Raw genomic sequence first — 19,866 nt, 5'->3', positions numbered from 1 at the left:
TTCCAAGTGAGCATTGCCAACAACCCATTGCTGGATTTTTCCAGCCTGCCCCAATTCGACCAAGTCAAGGCCGAGCACGTCACCCCCGCCGTAGACCACTTGCTGGAAAAGGGCAAGGCACTGGTCGAAACGCTGGTGGCGGAAGCCGCGCCGCCTACCTGGGAAAGCTTCGTGCGGCCGCTGGAAGATTTCGAAGAGCAGATCTCGCGCGCCTGGTCGCAAGTCGGCCACCTCAATGCCGTCGTCAACAGCCCCGAACTGCGCGAGGCCTACAACGAGAACCTGCCCAAGCTGACCGCGTTCTATGCCGACCTCTCGCAGGATGAGCGCCTGTACGCCAAATTCCGCGCCTTGCGTGCCAGCGCCGATTACGGCAAGCTCAACACCGCCCAGCGCAAGATTGTCGATAACGAACTGCGCGATTTCCGCCTCGGCGGCGCTGAATTGCCTGAAGACAAAAAGGCGCGCTTCAAGGCGATTCAGGAAGAGCTTTCCACCCTGGCCGCCAAGTTCGAGGAAAACCTGCTCGACACCACCAACGACTACGCCTTGTTCATCGAGGACGAAGCCCAATTGAAAGGCATCCCGCAAGACGTCTTGCAGGCTGCGGCCGAAGCCGCCAAGGCCGATGAAAAAACCGGCTGGAAATTCACCCTGCACTTCCCTTCCTACATGCCGGTGCTGCAATACGGCGACAACCGCGAGCTGCGCGAGACGCTCTACCGTGCCTACGCGACCCGCGCCTCAGAGTTCGGCAAGCCGGAGTGGGACAACACCAGGATCATCAGCAAACTCCTCACGCTGCGCCATGAGGCCGCCGTGTTGCTGGGCTACAGCAACTATGCCGAAACCTCGCTCGCCACCAAGATGGCGGAAACCCCGGCCCAGGTGGAAGAGTTCCTCAACAACCTCGCCAAGCGCGCCAAGCCCTTCGCCGAGCGCGACATGCAGGAACTCAATCAATATGCCGCCGAGAAACTGGGCTTGCCCGAGCTGCAAGCCTGGGATATCGCCTACGCCTCCGAGAAACTGCGCGAGGAAAAGTACGCGTTCTCCGACCAGGAAGTGAAGCAATACTTCCCCGAACAGCAAGTGCTGCAAGGCCTGTTCAAGGTCACCGAGACCATCTTCGGCCTGCAGGTGCGCAAGAAGCAAGCGCCGGTCTGGCACAAGGACGTCAGTTTCTACGAAATCACTACCCCGGCAGGCGAGCCGGTCGGTCAGTTCTACCTCGACCTCTACGCGCGCAACAACAAGCGCGGCGGCGCCTGGATGGACGAAGCCATCACCCGCCGCAGGAAGAACCACGGCGTCGAAATTCCCGTGGCCTACCTCACCTGCAACTTCTCCGCGCCGGTCGGCGGCAAACCCGCCCTATTCACGCATGACGAAGTTATCACCATGTTCCACGAGTTTGGCCACGGCCTGCACCATATGCTGACCCGCGTCGAGGATTACGGCGTGTCAGGCATCAAGGGCGTGGAATGGGATGCCGTGGAACTGCCCAGCCAGTTCATGGAAAACTTCTGCTGGGAGTGGGACGTGCTGCGCCACATGACCAAGCACGTCGATACCGGCGAACACTTGCCAAAAGCACTCTTCGATAAGATGGTCGCCGCCAAGAACTTCCAGGCCGGCATGCAGACCGTGCGCCAAATCGAGTTCTCCCTGTTCGACATGCGCCTGCATTCCGATTTCAGCGAATACGACACCACCACTGCGCTCACGCTCATTGAGGCCATTCGCGACGAAGTCGCCGTGGTGCGTCCGCCCAAGTGGAATCGCTTCCCCAACAACTTCTCGCACATCTTCGCGGGCGGCTATGCGGCCGGCTATTACAGCTACAAATGGGCGGAAGTGCTTTCTGCCGATGCCTACAGCATGTTCGAGGAAAACGGCGTGCTTTCCGCGGAAACCGGCAAGCGCTTCTGGAACGAGATACTTGCGCAAGGCGGCTCCCGTCCTGCGCTGGAGTCGTTCATCGCGTTCCGGGGCAGGGAGCCGAATATTGATGCCTTGTTACGGCATAACGGGATGACGGCTTAAAAGGCGGAATTTTTATATCTGTATGATATAAGAATTTCCTTTAAGATTAACTGGATGAATTTAGTATGATAGATGAATCTACTTGGCACAGAGTGCCGAATGCACAAAAACGTTTTGTATGGACTGCAACAGCGGATGGCATACGCTTACATCATACAAATGAAAATGCTTCATATGTGATTACTTGGGAAATTTTTCATGCAATTCTTGAACAAGCAAGGAATATGGCTGCCACTCAGAATGGCATCATAACTGCAGGAATACACCAATCTGATCCAACACCAGGGTCTATTGGTGAATGGGTACTGGCGCAACGATTTGTTATTGAAACGGGCAATGTAACACCGAGACACTTGTCATTTCTTGGGCCAATTTTCGGACGTATGGGCTTTATACGACGTCAAATAAGCGGAAACTCAATACAGTGGGTATTTAATTAAGGGCGCAATGCAATTAGGAGCCGCAACTATCAACGAGCAATACGCCATATTCTAAGCTCAATAAATTATCTTCGCTTTCCGATAAAAATTTTCATGTAACTCCTTTTTCTTGTCAGGATGGATAGTCACGCGCAATAGCGGGGCCTCCACTAATGCGCTGGTAATAGTTAGCACAGTGATACAGGGGTGTTCATTGAATTGATCTGCATTGGATCACCAATGTGGGAAGGAACTTGCCGAACTCGCTTTCAAGGCATCTACAGTAGGCATGAATTTACTCCTGAATAACAAGTAATGCAGTCACGGTGCTAAAGTATTCTGATGTCATAATCGCAAAGGCAAGCCCATGGACGATGTCATTGCTGCCATTCGTAGTCGTATCGAAAGCGACACGACGTTATCGGTCGGAGTTGGCCATCCCAAGAAGGTTCGCACCCGGATAGTGATATGGCCTTGGAGAATCGCTTCCTCACAAGATTTGCGCAGCCAAACGTCTCCGCGAGATGCTGTTGATGTCCGCCGGCCTCCTTCACAGCTGTTCTCGTTGGATTTCCTGTTGTTTTCCAAGGAGGGGGTCGAGCCCTTGCTCAAGGCGGCAAGAGTGCTTGAGGATCATGCCGTGATAGAGCTGGATGATGCACGGTACAAGCTGGCGGAACAGCCGCTTGATCCGGAATTGCAGGTTGCGATTCTTGGTAATGCAGGTGTGCCTTTGCAACCGGTGTTGCGCTATACCATCTCTCAGTTGAGCGTCGCCAGCAATGCTCCAACGGATTTATCCGCCCCGATTCTTGAAAAAGGCCGGATGATCATTAAGTAAACAATTGCATGCCATGATGCGATGTGGCGTTCTCTGGTTACCTAAGAAAGGCACTTTTGGATGATGATTTTTCGAGCATCTTTATTCCTGATGACATGTTCTGTCATGGCAGGTTGTTCTTCCGACAGTGGACAAAAGCCCGCTAAACTTGACATGGCGAATCCCGCTTCTGTTTATTGCGTCAACAAGGGCGGCAAGATTGAGTTCCAACAGAATGCGTCTGGCGGAACGATCGGCATGTGCCATTTGCCGGATGGCACGGTCATTGAGGAGTGGGCCCTGTTCCGGCGCGACAACCCGCCATCCGGTAAATAATCGCTTGATGACTATCATGTTGTAGTTACTTTTGCCTTACATGCGTTAAGCTCTGCCCCTTCATTCATTTCATCCAGGCATGCCATGGCGCTCAAATCCACCGTATTTAAAGCCAATCTGCAGATCGCGGACATGGAGCGGCATTATTACCACGACCATGCGTTGACGTTGGCGCGTCATCCTTCCGAGACGGATGAACGCATGATGGTGCGCTTGCTCGCGTTTGCATTGCAAGCGCACGAGCTGCTGGCATTTGGCCAGGGCATGACGGACGATGATGAAGCGGATATCTGGCGCAAGGATCTCACAGGCAAGATCGAGCAGTGGATTGACGTGGGGTTGCCGGATGAAAGGTTGATCCGAAAAGCCTGCGGGCGCGCGGATGAAGTGCTGGTCTATGCCTACGGCGGCCGCACGGCGGAGATGTGGTTCGAGCAGAACCGCAATGCGTTTGCGCGGCTCAGGAATCTGAGCGTGTTCAACTTGCCGCAGGAACAGACACAAGCACTGGCAGAGTTGGCGCAGCGCACCATGCAATTGCAGTGCACGATCCAGGACGGCCAGGTCTGGCTGAGCGACGGCGAGCGCAGTGTGGAATTGCAGTGCGACAAGTGGAAGTAGCCATCTCCACTTTTCATCCGTCTGCAATTGCGTCTTTAATCAGTCATGCCTTGGCAAAGCTGCCCTGTTCCGCATCGTCCAACATTTTCAGCAAATCCGCCCCTTTCAGCGCCAGGGCGTAACCCAGCACGCCGCTGCCTATCACCACGGTTTCATAATCCTTCACGCTGTTGTCCACCAACACCTTGAGCCCCTCTGGCAGGGCGACCGGCGGCACGGCGCCGACGACATAGCCGGTCGCCTCGGGCACTTCATCGTATTCCGCCATGCGCAGTTTGCGCTCGTTGAGGTGGTTGCGCAGGATGGCCCAGTCGGCACGGCCGCCGCCAGCAACGGCGAGCAGGATGAACTGGTCCGAGCCGGTGCGGAACAGCACGCTGCGCACCACCGATTTAGGGTCCAGCCCCTGGCCTTCCAATAGTTCTTCCAGGTTGCGCACCGGTTTCTTGTCTTCACTTAGCGGGATTTCAATGACAGTGAACGGGACGGACTGGGCGTTCAGGAGGTTGGTGACGGGAGAGGTAAATGTTGTAGTCATTGGGTGCCTTGGCAATAAAATGAATATCCAGCTTAGATCATACTGTTGATGCCACGTGAATTGAATCGCTTCTTGCTGCTTAACAAGTGATACTATAGTGATACTTTTAATGTTGGAGATCTTGGAATGAAAGTCGAATTGGTGACCAACCTGAAACGCCAGGCTACCAAGATTCTCGCAGATTTGCATGCGTCGAAGGAAGCGGTGCTGATCACGGAGCATGGGCAGCCGTCTGCGTATCTGGTGGATGTGCAGGATTACGAGTTCATGCAACGCAGGCTGGCATTGCTGGAGGCGCTGGCCAAGGGTGAGCGGGCCGTGCTTGAGCAACGCACTTTGACGCACGAGCAAGCCAGGGACCGTATGCAAAAATGGCTGAAATAATCTGGACGTCTCCGGCATTGGATCAACTGGATGAAATTGCCGAATATATTGCGCTGGATAAACCTGACGCGGCACGCAAGCTGGTAGGGAATGTATTCGACAGCGTAGAGAAGCTGGCGCAGTTTCCCCAGTCTGGCCGGGTGCCGCCTGAATTGCCCGATTCGGTCTATCGTGAAGTCGTATGCCCGCCTTGCCGGGTTTTTTACCGCCAAGAGCGTGGTACGGTCTTGATTTTGCACGTCATGCGCGAAGAAAGGCAATTGCGCCAATATTGGCTGGAGCATCAGGAATGAATTGGCGCTTGTTGATGGCGACGTGGCTGATGGTTTTCATGCAGGGCGTTGCACATGCAGCCGTGGAAGAGGCCGTCGTGCAATTGCAAACCGCCAACGGCGTTCTCGAGGGAACATTGCTGGTGCCCGAGGCGAAACGCGGCATGCCGGTGGTTCTCCTGGTGGCAGGGTCTGGCCCGACGGACAGGAATGGCAACCAGCCCGGCCTGCATCACAATGCCTTATTGCAGCTATCCGGCGCGTTGGCACAATACGGGATTGCGAGCTTGCGCTATGACAAGCGCGGCGTGGGCCGGAGCATGAGTGCCGCGCCCAGGGAGGAGGATTTGCGTTTTGAGCAATATGCCGCCGATGTGCGGGACTGGGTGAAATGGCTTGCGTGGGACAAGCGCTTCGGCAAGGTCACCGTGATCGGCCACAGCGAGGGGGCGCTGCTCGGCATGCTGGCTGCGCGGCAGGCCAAGGTGGCGAACTTTGTTTCCATTGCCGGGCCGGGCAGGCCCGCCGACCAATTGCTGCAGATGCAATTGGCTACCCAGCCTGCCGAGATCCAGTCCATGGCGTTGCCTGTGATCGAGAGGCTGAAGCGGGGCAAGACGGTAGAGCCGGTAAATCCCGCCCTGCAGGCATTGTTCCGGCCCAGCGTGCAGCCGTACCTGATTTCGTGGTTCAAGTACGATCCCGCCAAGGAGATCGCCAAGTTGAAGATGCCGGTGCTGGTGGTGCAGGGGACGGCGGATATCCAGGTGGAGGAAGAGGATGCATGGTTATTGGGAGCTGCTAACCAAAGGGCGACAGTGGTTTCGATTGATGGCATGAACCACATTTTCAAGAAGTCCGTGCCGGACAGGGCGCAGAACTGGAATACCTACACCCAGCCAGAGCTGCCTGTCATGCCGGAGTTGATTGCGATACTGGCTAAGTTCATCCGCCAGGGCGGCAAGCTGGATTAGCAATAAAGCTGGAGCACACCACTATGTGGGACGAACGATACGATACCGAGGCTTATGCCTACGGCAAGACCGCGAATACTTTCCTCGCGGCGCATTTCCGCGCCATTCCCCAGGGCAAGGTACTGAGCATTGCCGAGGGGGAAGGGCGCAATGCGGTATTCCTTGCCAGGCAGGGATATGCCGTGACGGCGATGGACGGTTCCGCCGTCGGGCTGGAAAAGGCGAGGAAGCTCGCCAGGGAGAATGGCGTCGCGATTGAATGCATCCATGCCGACCTCGCCAGTTTCGATTTCGGCGAGCAGCAATGGGACGGCATCGTCTCGATTTTCTGTCCCATGCCGTCGGGCTTGAAGGCCGTCGTCTTCCCCAAGATCGTCAAGGGGCTGAAGCCCGGCGGGGTATTCCTGCTGGAGGCCTATACGCCGGAGCAGTTGGAGTACGGCACCGGCGGCGGCAAGGACGCGGACGCCATGATGACGCAAGCTGTACTGAGCCACGCATTGCATGGATTCAGCTTCGATTGGCTGCAAGAAGTGGAACGCGAGGTGGTGGAGGGCGCTTACCATACCGGACTGGCCTCGGTGGTGCAGGCGATAGCAGTCAAGCCAACCATATAGATGAAAGAACAAGTTGCCATGTTGAAGGTGATCGCCGAGGATTTTATCAAGCCGGAATACATTGACGTGGTAGCGCCGCTGTATGCGGAGCTGGTCGAGAAGACCCGGCAGGAACCGTTATGCATTGCGTACGACCTGTTCACCAACCAGAAAGACCCCGGCCATTTCATCTTTGTCGAGGAGTGGCCTGACCGGGCGGCGTTGGACACCCATTGCCAGACCGAGCATTTCCGCCGGCTGGTGCCGGCCATCAACCAGTACCGGCGGCAGGAAGGGATATTCCTGCTCATGGATGCGTTCGCAAGATAGCGCGTCCATAACCAGCCTATGAGCCAGCGTTCCGTCCCGGACGAGAAATCCGGCCTGCATCCGCGTAACCGGCACCGCCAGCGCTACGATTTTGCGTTGCTGGTCGAAGCCCATCCTGCCCTGGCAGCATTTGTCAGGCTTAATCAATATCAGGATGCCAGCATCGACTTTGCCGACGCGCAGGCGGTCAAGACCCTGAACCAGGCCTTGCTCAAGCATTATTACGGCATTGCGGAATGGGACATCCCGCCGCAATTCCTCTGTCCGCCGATTCCCGGCCGGGCGGATTACGTGCATTGCCTGGCGGACCTGCTGGCCGCAGGCAATGATGGGAACATTCCGTATGGCGGCAACGTCAGGGTGATGGATATCGGCACAGGCGCCAACCTGGTGTATCCCATCGTCGGGCAAAGGGAGTACGGCTGGCATTTCGTCGGCACCGACATCAATGCCGAGGCGCTGGAAAATGCGCAAGGGATCGTGGCCGCCAATCCCAGCCTTGCCGGGGCGGTCGAATTGCGCTTGCAGCCCAATGCAGGGGCGGTTTTCTCCGGGGTGGTGCAAGGAAATGAGCGTTTCGACCTGACCATGTGCAATCCGCCGTTCCATGCATCCCAGGCGGCAGCCATAGCGGGGACGCAGCGCAAGTGGCATAACCTGGAGCGCAGCCGCGGCAAGCCCGCGGACAAAGGCATGAAACCAGCCAGGGCAGGCAATAAGCTCAATTTTGGCGGACAGGCCGCCGAGCTCTATTGCGAAGGCGGCGAAGAAGCGTTCATCGGCCGCATGGTCAAGGAGAGCGCAGCGATTGGCGCGCAATGCCTCTGGTTTACCACGCTGGTATCCAAGGCCGCGACGTTGTCGGCGGTATACCGCAGCCTGAGGGCGGCGGGTGCTTGCAAGGTGAAGACAGTCGAGATGGCGCAGGGACAGAAGAAAAGCCGTTTCGTTGCCTGGACGTTTCACGACAAAGCCAGCCAGCGCGCATGGAGCCGCCAGCGCTGGCGGGATGTCTGACAAAACTCGGCGAGCGCTCCTGGCTAGATTGCCTGTCGTAAACAGGTTCTAAGCCATGCGGCTGATCGTATTGCGGAAACGCGTCAGCGAGACGATGAACAGCACGGTGCCGATCAGCAGCAGCGCCAGGAAAGAACCCCACACCACATCCAGCCCGGCGCCGCGGAACAATATCGCCTGGCCCAGTTCCACGAAGTGGGTGGTCGGCGCCAGCAGCATGATGTTCTGCACGAATTCCGGCATGCTTTCGCGCGGCGTGAGGCCGCCGGAAAGCATTTGCAACGGCAGCAGGGTCAGGATCATCAGCATGCCGAACTGCGGCATGTTGCGCGCCAGCGTCGCCATGAAGATGCCCATCGAGGTGGTGGCGAACAGGTGCAGAGTGGCGCCCAGCAGGAACAGGCCGATCGAGCCCTGGATGGGCACCTTCAGCAAGCCTTCGACGACGAACACCAGTGAGCAGGTCGAGGCCATCAATACCACCAAGGCCATGGACCAGACCTTGGCCAGCATGATCTCGGTCGGCGTGACCGGCATGACCAATAAGTGTTCGATGGTGCCATGCTCGCGCTCGCGGATCAGCGCCGCGCCGGTGAGGATGATGGAGAGCATGGTGATGTTGTTGATGATTTCGTTCATGGCGCCGAACCATGCCTGGATCAGGCTGGGGTTGAAGCGCATGCGCAGCGCCAGCTCGACCGGGAGTTCGGTTGCGCTGCGATAGCGTTGCACGAATTCGTTGACCTCGGTGAGCACGATTTCCTGGATATAGCGGTTGCCGGAAAAGGCCTGCGACATGCGCGTGGCGTCGACGTTGAGCTGTAGCGCGGGCGATTTGCCGGCCAGCACGTCGCGCTGGAAGTCGGGCGGGATATGCAGGGCGAACGTGTAGTCGCCGGCATCCATGCCCGGGTCGATCTGGCTTTGCGTGATCAGCGGCGGCGTAGAAAAGTGCGGCGGGTAGAACGCGGAGATGATGCGCGCGGACAAGGGCGAGGCGTCCTCGTCGACGATAGCGATCGGGGCCTTGTGCAGGGTTTCCGGCACCGCGGTGGCCGAGCTGTAGATCATGAGCGTGAAGGTGTAGCCGATCAGCACCAGCATGATCGGGTCGCGGATCAGGCTCCAGAGCTCCTTGACGCCCAGCCGGTAGATGTTGGCTAGATGGCGCATGGGGCGATGTTCTCGAATGGAGTCGGGCGGCGCTTCATGTCATTTATCCTGTTTCTTCAGCAGGAGGATGGTCGTCACCAGCACCACGGGAATGGCGACCAGCAGCGGCCAGAACAAGGCGTGCAGGTCGGAGAAATCCAGCGCCTTGCTGAACACGCCGCGCGTGATGATCAGCATATAGGTGGTCGGGTATATTTCGCCGATGATGCGGCCGGCGCCTTCCAGCGACGATACCGGGTTGAGCATGCCGGCGAACTGCACCGCCGGGACGATGGAGGCGATCATGGTGAAAAACAGCGCGGCAATCTGGCTGCGGGTGAAGGTGGAGGCGAGCAGGCCGATGCCGGTGGCCACGATGCAATAGAGGAAGGCCGCCAGCGCCAGCGTGGCGAAGCTGCCCTTGACCGGCACGTCGAACACGGTCACGGCGAGCAATACCATCAGCAGGAAATTCAGCATGGCGAGCGCGACATAGGGCAATTGCTTGCCGAGCAGAAACTCGGTGCGGGTCACCGGCGTCACGTAGAGGTTGATGATGGAGCCCAGCTCCTTCTCGCGCACCACGGACAGAGCGGACAGCATGGCGGGCAGCATGAGCAGCAGCAGCGGGATCACCGCAGGCACCATCGCGGGCAGGCTGCGCACGTCGGGGTTGTAGCGGTAGCGCGTCTCTATGGTGGCTGCGCTTGCAACTGTGACGCCTAGGCGCTCCTGCGCCTGTTGCTGCAGCCATTGCTGGTGCATCCCTTGCACATAGCCCTGCACCGTCTCGGCGCGCTGCGGCATGGCGCCATTCACCCAGGCGCCGATTTCGACCCGGCTGCCGCGCTGCACGTCGCGGGCGAAACCGGGTGGTATCTCGATAGCGAGGGACAGTTCGCCGCTGCGCATGCGCTGGTCCAGCTCCTGGTAGTCCCGGATCGGCGGCTTTTCAATAAAGTAGCGCGAGCCGGAAAGGTTGAGCGCATAGTTCTGGCTCAGCGTGGTCTGGTCGCGGTCCAGCACCGCATAGGTCAGGTCCTCGACATCCATGCTGATGCCGAAGCCCATGACGAACATGAGCAGCATCGAGCCCGCCAGGGCGAGGCCGCCGCGTACCGGGTCACGCTGCAGCTCCAGCATTTCGCGCCAGAGGTAGCTGAACATGCGGTTGATGCTGAAAAACCGATGCGGAGCCTGGTGGCTGCTTTGCGTAATATCTGGCGTTGTATTGCTGTCTTGCTGAGTGGAGGGATCGGTGCCGCCACCTGCTTCCACCAGGTAGTCGATAAAGGCCTGCTCCAGCGTATCGGCGTTGCGTTGCGCGACGATGTTGGCAGGTGTGTCGCTGACCAGCACCTTGCCCGCATGCATCAAGGACATGCGGTCACAGCGCTCGGCCTCGTTCATGAAGTGGGTGGAGATGAAGATCGTGACCCGGTCGCGGCGCGATAGCTCAATCAGCAGGCGCCAGAAGTTGTCGCGGGCGACTGGGTCGACGCCGGAGGTCGGCTCGTCGAGGATCAGCAGCTCGGGCTTGTGCACCATGGCGACGGCCAGCGACAGACGCTGGCGGATGCCGAGCGGCAAGCCGTCCGGCAGGCTGTCGAGCGCTTCTTCCAGGTCGAAGCGCTGCACCATTTCATCCACGCGGGCGGGAATGTCCGCTTCCGGCACGTGGAACAGGCGGGCATGCAGTACCAGGTTCTGCCGCACGGTCAGCTCGGTGTAGAGCGAAAACGCCTGCGACATGTAGCCGACGCGGCGGCGGGTGTCTATATCCCTGGGGTCGATTTCGTGCCCGAACAGCCAGGCCTGCCCTTCGCTGGCAGGCAGCAGGCCGGTGAGCATCTTCATAGTGGTGGACTTGCCGCAGCCGTTGGAGCCGAGAAAGCCGAAAATCTCGCCGCGGCGGATGCGGAAGCTGACGTGGTCGACGGCGACGAAATCGCCGAAGCGCATGGTGAGGTCCTTGGCCTCGATGGCGATGTCCGCGTCGCTGCCGTCGCCCTCGGGCAACGGCGGAATCGTGACTTCCTGGTGGCCTTGCTTCTTTTCCTCGGGCAGCAGCGCGATGAACGCGGTTTCGAGGGAAGCGGAGCCCGTGCGTTCAAGCAGTTCCTGCGGTGTGCCGGTCGCCAACACCTGGCCGTCGTCCATCGCCACCAGCCAGTCGAAGCGCTGCGCCTCGTCCATGTAGGCCGTGGCGACGATGACGCTCATGCTGTTTCTTTCCTGGCGGATGCGCTCGATCAGGTCCCAGAACTGGGCGCGGGCGAGCGGGTCGACGCCGGTGGTGGGCTCGTCAAGGATCAGCAGGTCCGGGTCGTGAATCAGCGCGCAGCACAGGCCCAGCTTCTGCTTCATGCCGCCGGAAAGCTTGCCTGCCGGTCGGTCGAGGAATTTCTGCAGGCCGGTGCTGCGCGTGAGGTCGTCGATGCGCCGCCTGCGTTCCTGCGCATTATGGCCGAACAGGCGGCCGAAGAACTGCAGGTTTTCCTCCACCGACAATGTCGGGTAGAGGTTCTTGCCCAGGCCTTGCGGCATGTAGGCGATGCGCGGGCAGACATCGTCGCGGTGCTGCTTGCTGGACATATCGCCGCCCAGCGCCTCCACCTTGCCCGCCTGCACCGCCCTGGCGCCCGCCACCAGCGACAGCAGGCTGGACTTGCCGACGCCGTCCGGGCCTATCATGCCCACCATGCAGCCGGCCGGGATCTCGAGGCTGATGCCGTCCAGCGCCGTGACCTTGCCGTAATGCAGGCTGACATCCTGCAAGCGGACCACAGGCGCTGTCTGCTGCCGGGTGCCGCTCACTCCGGTACTTTCACCGCCAGTTCAGCCGGCCATTCCGCCTGGTTGTCCACCTTGACCCAGGCCACGCCGGGCAGGCCGGTCTTGACCAGTTTCAGGTGCTTCTGCAGCAGCTCGCGGTCTATCTGCGCCTTGACACGGAACATCAGCTTTTGCCGCTCGCTCTCGGTTTCCACGGTCTTGGGCGTGAATTGCGCGGTGCTGGCGACAAAGGAAATCGTGGCAGGGATGACGTACTGCGGCGCGGCATCGAGGATGATGCGCGCCTCCGCGCCCATCGCCAGCTTGCCTGCGGCGGCTTCAGGCAGGAAGAAGGTCATATAGACGTCCGAGAGGTCGACCAGGTTGAGCACCTTGCCGCCGCCGGCGAGTACTTCGCCCGGCTGCGCCACGCGATACTGCACGCGGCCGGCGCGGGGCGAGGTAAGCTGGCTGTCGGTGATGTCGGCCTCGATGCGGGCAATGGTGGCTTCCGCCGCTGCCACGGTTGAGCTGGCGCCTATCACCTGCGCCTTGGCCGCATCGATGGCGGCCTGCGATGCGGCGACTTGCGCCTTGGCGGCCTCGACGGCGGCCTGTGCGCTGCGCACCCTGGCGCGGTCGTCGTCCAGTTCCTGGATGGAGGAAGCGCCTTCGGCCGAGAGCGTCTCGGAACGCGCCAGGCGGCGCTGGGCGGCGTCGAGCTCGCTCTCGCGCTGTGTCACCAGCGCTTGCGTGGCGCGCTTGTCGCTTTCGCGCAAGGCGACCTGCGCCTGAGCGGCCACTACGCTGTTGAGCGCCTGCTGGTGTTGCGCGCGCGCTTCATCGCGCTGCGCATCCAGCACTTGCACTTGCATGTTGGCAAGCGGTTGCCCCTTCTCGACGAAATCGCCCTCGTTGACCAGGATCTCGTCGACGCGGCCTGCCAGCTTGGTGGCGACATCGATTTCTATGGCTTCTATCCGTCCGTTGCCGCTGGCGAGGCCTTCGGTGTTGTTATTGCCGTTCATGGCCTGCCAGGCATAAAAGCCGGCGGCGGCCAATGCGGCAATGATCACGAGCGGGGCGAATTTCTTGATTGTTGGGTTCATATGGCGTGATCCGTTCAATTGGCGGGCTGCCGGCTGGTGGGAGTGATGGGCGAGGATGCGGCAATGGATTGCGACCCGCCGCCCAGCGCGGCATACAGGCTGACCTGGCTGGAGAAGAGGGCGCGCTGCATTTGCACCAGCTGCTGTTCAACGTCCAGCAGACTGCGCTCGGCGTCCAGCACTTCGAAATAAGAGGTGGCGCCATGGTCGTAGCGCAGCTTGGCGAGGCGGGCGCGTTCCGCCTGGGCATCCAGCATCTCCTGCTGGCTGACCAGTTGCTGCCGTATGCCATGTTGGGCGGCCAGGGCGTCCGCCACCTCGCGGAAGGCGGTCTGGATGGTTTGCTCGTAGCTGGTCACGGCCAGGTCGCGCCTGACCTCGGCGAACTCGAGGTTGGAACGGTTGCGCCAGCCGTCGAAAATCGGCAGTGAAACGCTGGGGGCGAAGCTCCAGGCGTGGCTGCCTGCGTCGAACAGTCCATTCAACTCGCGGCTGGCGGTGCCGAGCGAGGTGGTCAGCGTGACGCGCGGGAAGAACGCCGCGCGCGCCGCGCCTATATTGGCGTTGGCCGACTTGAGAAGGTGTTCCGCGGCGATGATGTCCGGGCGTTGCGTCAGCACTTCGGAAGCCAGTCCCGGCTTGAGCTGGTGCAGCATCTTCGTCTCGGAGAAGGCATGGCCGGCCGGAGCGAGCTCGACGGGCTTGCCCACCAGCAAGGTGAGCGCGTTGAGCTCGGTGGCGCGGGATTGCTGCAATTGGTAGAGCAGCGTCTGCGCCTGGGCGAGTAGCGCCTGCACTTGCTTCAGGTCGAGCTTGGAGGTGGAGCCGACATCGAACCTGCGCTGGAAAATCCGTACCGATTCCTGGCGGCTTTCTATGGTTTTCTCGGCAATCAGGATGCGCTGGTCCAGCTCGCGCAGGTTGAGGTAGCTGTTCGCCACCTGCGCCACCAGGGAGATGGCGGAAGCGCGCTGCGAAGACTCGGCGGCGAGGAAGGTTTCGAGCGCGGCATCCCTGAGGCTGCGGATGCGTCCCCAGAAATCCAGCTCCCAGTTGCTGATGCCGAATCCCGCGCGGTATTCGCTCAGGACCATGGGCCGCCCGATCAGGCTCATGTCCTCCGGCGTGCGCGAGCGGGCGAAGCTGCCCTGGGCGTTGAGGCCTGGGAACAAGTCTGCCCGTTGCACGCCATACAGCGCCCGCGCGCCTTCAACCCGCTGAATCGCGCTGCGTAGGTCGCGGTTGTTTGCCAGCGCGTCGCCGATCAGGCCTTGCAAGGTGGCGTCGGCGAAATAGTCCTGCCAGGCCAGGCTGGCGGCATTGGTGCCCATGTCGGCGCCGGCCAGGGGGAAATGTTCCGCCACCGGCGCGGCAGGCCGTTCATAATCGGGCGCCATGGATTTGCAGCCCGCGAGCACGAGGCATACGGCGGCAATTGCGAGCTGCCAGTGCTGGTGCCTGCTCCGTGGTTGCGGCAAAGGGGTGGGTGTTTTCATTGTTGTCGTATCTCGCTAGCCTGGGCAAGAAAGCTTTTGCCTACCCTGATACAAGTAATTTCTAAACTCAACAATGGTTACTTTACTCTAGTTTCAATTACAATTGAAACTGTTTTTGCCAGGCTGCATTTTGGTTCAGTGCAGCGGCCAACCATTAATCGGGCACAACATGAATGCTTCTTCCCAATTAAGCCAACCGTTAGCGGGCCGTGAAATCCGCTCCGACGGACTTGCCACGCGCAAGCTGCTTTTGCAGCGTGCTGGCGAGATTTTCGCCGAGCGCGGCTACAGCGACACCACGAGCAAGGAAATCTGCGAGCGCGCCAATGCCACCGTGGGCTCGGTGAACTACCATTTCGGCAGCAAGGCCGGGCTGTACCGTGAGATATTGACGGAGGTGACGCAGCGTATCCTGCGCCTGGAAATGCTGGAGGCAATTGCGGCAAGCCAGCGCCCGGCCAAGGAAAAGCTGGAGCAGATACTGGACACGGTCCTGGCGGCGCAGGCCTCGCAGGATTGGCAGATACGTCTGTTTTTCAGGGAGCTGACTTCTCCCTCGGCCGAGTTCGTGGAGTATCTTAGCCAGGATGCCTCTCCAAAAGTCACTATCATCAAGCGGATATTGAGCGAGATCGTGGGTTCGCCCGCCGATTCCGCGATTGTGGACCAATGCTTCCTGAGCATGTTTTCCTTGTGTTCGTTTCCGTACATGGCAGACGCCAAGGCCTTGGAGCACTGCGTTTCCTCCGCATCGTGCGAGGCGGCTACATTGCACCGGCATATCAAGCGTTTCATCCTGGCCGGGCTGGACGCGCATACTGTCGCGCGGTAACTGGCGCTCATGGGAAAATTTTTTCATTTAGCCATCCGTTTCCTGCTCGGCTTTGTGTTTTTATTGAGCGTGGTTTGGGGCGCTTTTGCGCTCTATTACCAGTTCCCGGCCATCCAGCTGTTAAAACTCCTGGCGATTGCGGGGTGGCTAGGCATTGCCGGAGCCAGCCTGATCGCAGTGCGTCGTCATGGCACGAAGCGCGGGAGCTTTGTCTATATTGCTGCTCTTGCCTGCTTGCTCGGCTGGTGGCAGAGCTTCACGCCTTCCAATGAGCGGGAATGGGCCGACGATGTTGCAGAGACCACGACTGCAATTCAGGATGGAGGCGTGGTCACATTCAGCCACGTGCGGAATTTCGATTGGCGCAGCGAAACCGATTATAAGCCGCGATGGGAACAACGCCGCTACGACCTGGACCAGCTCCGGAGCGTGGATATGCTACTTTCCTACTGGACTGGTCCCGCCATTGCCCACACCTTGGTATCCTTCGGATTCAGCGATGGCCGCTACCTGGTGTTTTCGGTGGAAATCCGCAAGGAGCGCCATGAAGCCTTTTCCGAAATCGGCGGCTTCTTCAAGCAGTTCGAGACCAGCCTGATCGTGGCCGACGAGCGCGACATCGTGCGTGTGCGCACCAATATCCGCGGCGAGGACGTATACCTCTACCGCATCAGCATGCCGCAGGAAGCCATGCGCGAGCTATTCCTGGCGTACGCCGGCGAAGCGAACCAACTGGCGGCAAAGCCGCGCTTTTACCACACGGTGACCGCCAACTGCACCACGGTGGTCTATGAAATGGTGCGCAAGATCATCCCGGGGCTGCCCATGGATTACCGCCTATTGCTGTCCGGCTACCTGCCCGAATACCTTTACAGTATCGGCGGCCTGGACACCCGCTTTCCTCTCGATACATTGCGCCGGAACGGAAGGATCACCGATAGGGCCAAGGCGGCAGACCAGGACCCTGATTTTTCGCGCTTGATCCGAGACAATATGCATGAGTGAGTTGCCAAATATGCGTTTGCCATCTTTTCTTTCCTTGAGGCTGTTGTTCGCCCTGCTGGTCGCGTCGTTTGTGTTGCAAGCGCAGGCGTCAAGGTTTCTTCGGTGCAAGTAAAGGATTATCTCAACCAGCGCCGTGGCGATGTCCTGACCACGGGCAACTTGAGCCATGCGACGGATGAGAGTCTGCGCGTGGTCGGGCTGGATGCGTCCAGTTGCCTGGCCAAGAGCATGGAGTGCAAGCAGGCAATTGCCAGCTCGCAAGGCTTGCGCGACGAACGGCGCCTGGCGACATTGTCGGAACTCTGGTTGAAGACCGCGCTGGATGGCGAAAAAGCCGATCAATCATTGCACAACGGGCACGCCACGCTGGATGCCTATCTGCAAAGCGCGCGTTATGCCTATGCCTACCTGTTCCATACCAGCCGCCAGCCTAGCGAGCGGGCTTTTGAAGACAGGCAGACCCAGGTGCGGGACTACTACAACTTTGCCGCCCAGCAGGTGTTGACCCTGTTGTTCAGGATGCACAAGCATGGCGGCCAGGACCGGCAGCCATTGCAGTCCGTGGGGAACTGGCAGTTGCAGACCCGCCTGGAAAATATCCGCTTGCCGGAGGGGCAGCCGGTACCGGAAGAAATCATTCCCGCTTCCTCGCTTACTTTTACCGGCCTGCGCAATATGTATCGGCGCGACGGCCTCGGGGCCGAGCTGGTCGCGGTGACTAGGCCTCCCGTCGTGGGCAAGGAGGATAGCGCGCCATTCAGCGAAACGGCCTATCCGGCTATTTCCGTCGTTCTCCTGTTCAAGGGAGAATCCATCAATGAAATCCTCGATACGCAGCAAGTGGAGATCGTCGGCTACGACCCATACCGCCAAGCCAGCATCCAAGTGGGCAATACCCAGGTGCCGCTGGCGGCCAACTTCACTTCCGGGTACGGATTGTGGCTGGCGCGTTCCGGCTTCGCTGCGCAGGCGATCAACACCTTGTTCGGCCGTGCTACTGGCCTTGACGACGCGCACATCTACCTGATGCAGCCGTTCGATCCCAACCGCCGTATCATCCTGATGCTGCACGGTCTCGCGAGCAGCCCGGAAGCGTGGATCAATGTGGCCAACGAAGTATTGGGCGACGAGGAGCTGCGCCAGCATTACCAGATATGGCAAGTTTACTATCCCACCAATGCCCCGCTGGCCTACAACAATTTCCATATCCGCGCCGCGCTGCAGACGGCGCTGCAAACGCTGGATCCGGGCGGGACCTCTCTTGCATCCAACCATATTGTGGTCGTCGGGCACTCCATGGGCGGCGTGCTTTCGCGCCTCATGATCTCGTCTTCCGGCGAGGAGCTGTGGGATTCCTTTCTTGCCAATTATCCGTTGCAAGGGCAGAAGCTGGAACGGGCACAGGAGAGGCTGGGGCCTTATCTCAGGTTCGAGCCGGTACCGCAGATCAAGCGCGCCATTTTTGTGGCTGCCCCGCACCGGGGAACGCCGTTTGCGGAAAACAACCTTTCCCGCTGGCTTTCCAACCTGATATCTCTGCCGGTCAATATGGCGCGGCGCTTCAGCGACGTATTGATCGTGAATCCGTCAAATGACAGCGGCACTGCAGATGGCGGCAAGACTGTGCGCATTCCCAACAGCATCAATAACCTGAGCGACCGCGACACTTTCGTCCGGCTGGCATCCAGCATGCCGGTGGCGCCGGCAGTCCCTTACCATTCCATCATCGGTAACTACACGCCCAAGCTTGCATTGGTAGATTCCGACGACGGCGTGGTGCCTTATGCCAGCGCCCACTTGGCAGGCGCGCAATCGGAACTGGTGATTCCCTCCTGGCATAGCGTGCAGGAGACGCCGCAGGCCATTCTGGAAATCCGCCGTATCCTGCGCCTGGATATTGAAAGCGCTTCACAGAGCCTGTTCAATGTCTTTTCATCGGGCACGCATGGCTCCAAAACGTGTCCGGTCAAGGCGCAGTCCGCAGGTAATGCTGATGCTTTGCCAAGGACTGCAACGCGGAGCGGGCGCGTTTTGGGGCCATGCCCTTCGGGTTGCCCCGGCAGCGCAGCCGCTGCTGCGTTGCAAATCCTCGCCGGGCAATGAGCACGGCTGCGGTTTGCGCCTTGCTTCGACTACCCTGACGGGGCAACGTGCCTGATGAAAAGACATTGAACAGGCTCTAAGAATACCAGGCCTACGTCGCAAGATAATCCGCCAGCAGTGATACACTCAAGGATTGACCAATTGCTCCGACACATTGCTTTATGAAACTCGCCACCTGGAATGTGAATTCCCTCAATGTCCGTCTGCCGCACGTGCTGGACTGGATTGCCGCTGAAAAACCGGACGTGCTCTGCCTGCAGGAAACCAAGCAGGAGGACAGCAAATTTCCCTATGACGCGTTGAAAGAAGCAGGCTATAACGCCGTGCATAGCGGCCAGAAAACCTATAACGGCGTGGCGATCCTGAGCCCGCATGCGATCGAGGACGTCACGTTCGGCATCCCGGGATTGAATGATGAGCAGAAGCGGCTGTTGACCGCCACTATCAATGGCATCAGGATAGTATGCGCTTACATCCCGAACGGGCAGAGCCTCGATTCCGACAAATACCAATACAAGCTGGGATGGCTGGAAGCGCTCACGACTTATCTCAAGGCCGAGCTCGCGGCTCACCCCAAGCTGGCCTTGCTGGGCGACTACAACATCGCCCCGGAAGACCTCGACGTGCATGACCCGGCGGCATGGGTGGGCCAGGTGCTGGTGAGCGAGCCTGAGCGCGCGGCGTTCCGTGCCATAGCAGCATTGGGCCTGCATGACGGTTTCCGCCTGTTCGAGCAGGAGCCGGCCAGCTTCAGCTGGTGGGATTACCGCATGGCAGGCTTCCGCCGCAACCTCGGGCTGCGCATCGACCATATCCTGATCAGCGATGCGCTCAAGAGCGACTGCATGCGTTGCTGGATAGACAAGGGGCCGCGCAAGCTGGAGCGGCCATCCGACCATACGCCGGTGGTGCTGCAGCTCGCATGCTGAAGGCATGCAGGCAAGGTAGAAAAAGGGAGAGCCGCTGCAGACGGAATTTGGACAGCATATCCGGGCGTGGCTGAAAAAGGAGAATTTCGATATTCAATTATCTGAGGGCTCG

General features: G+C 59.5%; 20 protein-coding genes. 15 read left to right on the top strand and 5 right to left on the bottom strand.

What is annotated here, in order from left to right:
* Positions 1 to 6: 6 nt before the first annotated feature.
* The 5 genes from ACKF11_RS14560 (at position 7) to ACKF11_RS14540 (ending at position 4,242) form a co-directional block, all read left to right on the top strand.
* The gene (locus tag ACKF11_RS14560; protein WP_407997659.1) at positions 7 to 2,046 is read left to right on the top strand and encodes a M3 family metallopeptidase; all 2,040 of its coding nucleotides are present in this window, start codon (positions 7 to 9) and stop codon (positions 2,044 to 2,046) included.
* A gap of 65 nt (positions 2,047 to 2,111) precedes the next feature.
* On the top strand, positions 2,112 to 2,486 hold the full coding sequence (locus ACKF11_RS14555; protein ID WP_309566897.1) for a hypothetical protein: 375 nt from the start codon (positions 2,112 to 2,114) through the stop codon (positions 2,484 to 2,486).
* A gap of 346 nt (positions 2,487 to 2,832) precedes the next feature.
* Positions 2,833 to 3,306, top strand: a complete 474-nt coding sequence (locus ACKF11_RS14550) for a hypothetical protein (protein WP_407997658.1) — start codon at positions 2,833 to 2,835, stop codon at positions 3,304 to 3,306.
* A gap of 60 nt (positions 3,307 to 3,366) precedes the next feature.
* Entirely contained in the window at positions 3,367 to 3,621 is a 255-nt protein-coding gene (locus tag ACKF11_RS14545) for a putative hemolysin (protein ID WP_407997657.1), read from the top strand.
* A gap of 84 nt (positions 3,622 to 3,705) precedes the next feature.
* Entirely contained in the window at positions 3,706 to 4,242 is a 537-nt protein-coding gene (locus ACKF11_RS14540) for a YaeQ family protein (RefSeq protein WP_407997656.1), read from the top strand.
* 43 nt (positions 4,243 to 4,285) lie between these two features.
* On the opposite strand, the gene ACKF11_RS14535 is transcribed toward ACKF11_RS14540, so the two are convergent.
* The gene (locus tag ACKF11_RS14535; RefSeq protein ID WP_407997655.1) at positions 4,286 to 4,780 is read right to left on the bottom strand and encodes an aminoacyl-tRNA deacylase; all 495 of its coding nucleotides are present in this window, start codon (positions 4,778 to 4,780) and stop codon (positions 4,286 to 4,288) included.
* A gap of 126 nt (positions 4,781 to 4,906) precedes the next feature.
* Between ACKF11_RS14535 and ACKF11_RS14530 the strand changes: the two genes are divergently transcribed.
* The 6 genes from ACKF11_RS14530 to rlmF are packed head-to-tail and all read left to right on the top strand — an operon-like array spanning position 4,907 to position 8,353.
* Entirely contained in the window at positions 4,907 to 5,164 is a 258-nt protein-coding gene (locus ACKF11_RS14530) for a type II toxin-antitoxin system Phd/YefM family antitoxin (protein WP_309566918.1), read from the top strand.
* Complete coding sequence (locus ACKF11_RS14525; RefSeq protein WP_309566919.1) at positions 5,152 to 5,457, top strand: type II toxin-antitoxin system RelE/ParE family toxin; 306 nt, start codon at positions 5,152 to 5,154, stop codon at positions 5,455 to 5,457. Before ACKF11_RS14530 ends, ACKF11_RS14525 begins: the two co-directional genes overlap by 13 nt.
* Complete coding sequence (locus tag ACKF11_RS14520; RefSeq protein WP_407997654.1) at positions 5,454 to 6,410, top strand: alpha/beta hydrolase; 957 nt, start codon at positions 5,454 to 5,456, stop codon at positions 6,408 to 6,410. The genes ACKF11_RS14525 and ACKF11_RS14520 overlap by 4 nt, the downstream gene beginning before the upstream one ends.
* A gap of 23 nt (positions 6,411 to 6,433) precedes the next feature.
* Positions 6,434 to 7,027 carry a class I SAM-dependent methyltransferase gene (locus tag ACKF11_RS14515; RefSeq protein WP_407997653.1) on the top strand — a complete coding sequence of 198 codons (594 nt, stop codon included), beginning with the start codon at positions 6,434 to 6,436 and terminating at the stop codon, positions 7,025 to 7,027.
* The gene (locus ACKF11_RS14510; RefSeq protein WP_407997652.1) at positions 7,028 to 7,336 is read left to right on the top strand and encodes a putative quinol monooxygenase; all 309 of its coding nucleotides are present in this window, start codon (positions 7,028 to 7,030) and stop codon (positions 7,334 to 7,336) included.
* 18 nt (positions 7,337 to 7,354) lie between these two features.
* On the top strand, positions 7,355 to 8,353 hold the full coding sequence (rlmF, locus tag ACKF11_RS14505) for a 23S rRNA (adenine(1618)-N(6))-methyltransferase RlmF (RefSeq protein WP_407997651.1): 999 nt from the start codon (positions 7,355 to 7,357) through the stop codon (positions 8,351 to 8,353).
* A 48-nt stretch (positions 8,354 to 8,401) separates the two neighbouring features.
* On the opposite strand, the gene ACKF11_RS14500 is transcribed toward rlmF, so the two are convergent.
* The 4 genes from ACKF11_RS14500 to ACKF11_RS14485 are packed head-to-tail and all read right to left on the bottom strand — an operon-like array spanning position 8,402 to position 14,885.
* Positions 8,402 to 9,526 (bottom strand): ABC transporter permease, encoded by a 1,125-nt coding sequence (locus ACKF11_RS14500; RefSeq protein WP_407997650.1) that lies wholly within the window; start codon positions 9,524 to 9,526, stop codon positions 8,402 to 8,404.
* A 39-nt stretch (positions 9,527 to 9,565) separates the two neighbouring features.
* Positions 9,566 to 12,322 carry a ribosome-associated ATPase/putative transporter RbbA gene (gene rbbA, locus ACKF11_RS14495; RefSeq protein ID WP_407997649.1) on the bottom strand — a complete coding sequence of 919 codons (2,757 nt, stop codon included), beginning with the start codon at positions 12,320 to 12,322 and terminating at the stop codon, positions 9,566 to 9,568.
* A complete protein-coding gene (locus ACKF11_RS14490) occupies positions 12,319 to 13,389 on the bottom strand; it encodes an HlyD family secretion protein (RefSeq protein WP_407997648.1) in 1,071 nt (356 codons plus the stop codon). Before ACKF11_RS14490 ends, rbbA begins: the two co-directional genes overlap by 4 nt.
* A gap of 14 nt (positions 13,390 to 13,403) precedes the next feature.
* Positions 13,404 to 14,885, bottom strand: coding sequence for an efflux transporter outer membrane subunit (locus ACKF11_RS14485; protein ID WP_407997647.1), 1,482 nt, complete (start codon positions 14,883 to 14,885; stop codon positions 13,404 to 13,406).
* Between the two features lie 169 nt (positions 14,886 to 15,054).
* Between ACKF11_RS14485 and ACKF11_RS14480 the strand changes: the two genes are divergently transcribed.
* The 4 genes from ACKF11_RS14480 (at position 15,055) to xth (ending at position 19,754) form a co-directional block, all read left to right on the top strand.
* Complete coding sequence (locus ACKF11_RS14480; protein WP_407997646.1) at positions 15,055 to 15,717, top strand: TetR/AcrR family transcriptional regulator; 663 nt, start codon at positions 15,055 to 15,057, stop codon at positions 15,715 to 15,717.
* 9 nt (positions 15,718 to 15,726) lie between these two features.
* A complete protein-coding gene (locus tag ACKF11_RS14475) occupies positions 15,727 to 16,722 on the top strand; it encodes an Lnb N-terminal periplasmic domain-containing protein (protein ID WP_407997645.1) in 996 nt (331 codons plus the stop codon).
* 102 nt (positions 16,723 to 16,824) lie between these two features.
* Positions 16,825 to 18,825: an esterase/lipase family protein gene (locus tag ACKF11_RS14470; RefSeq protein ID WP_407997644.1), complete on the top strand. Its 2,001-nt coding sequence runs from the start codon at positions 16,825 to 16,827 to the stop codon at positions 18,823 to 18,825.
* Positions 18,826 to 18,986: 161 nt separating this feature from the next.
* Positions 18,987 to 19,754, top strand: coding sequence for an exodeoxyribonuclease III (xth, locus tag ACKF11_RS14465; RefSeq protein ID WP_407997643.1), 768 nt, complete (start codon positions 18,987 to 18,989; stop codon positions 19,752 to 19,754).
* Positions 19,755 to 19,866 lie beyond the last annotated feature (112 nt).

The organism is Methylobacillus draconifructus, assembly GCF_045984385.1.
Lineage (GTDB): Bacteria > Pseudomonadota > Gammaproteobacteria > Burkholderiales > Methylophilaceae > Methylobacillus > Methylobacillus flagellatus_A.
Note: the sequence above shows the minus strand (reverse complement) of the source record. Positions and strands in the feature narration are given on the sequence as shown.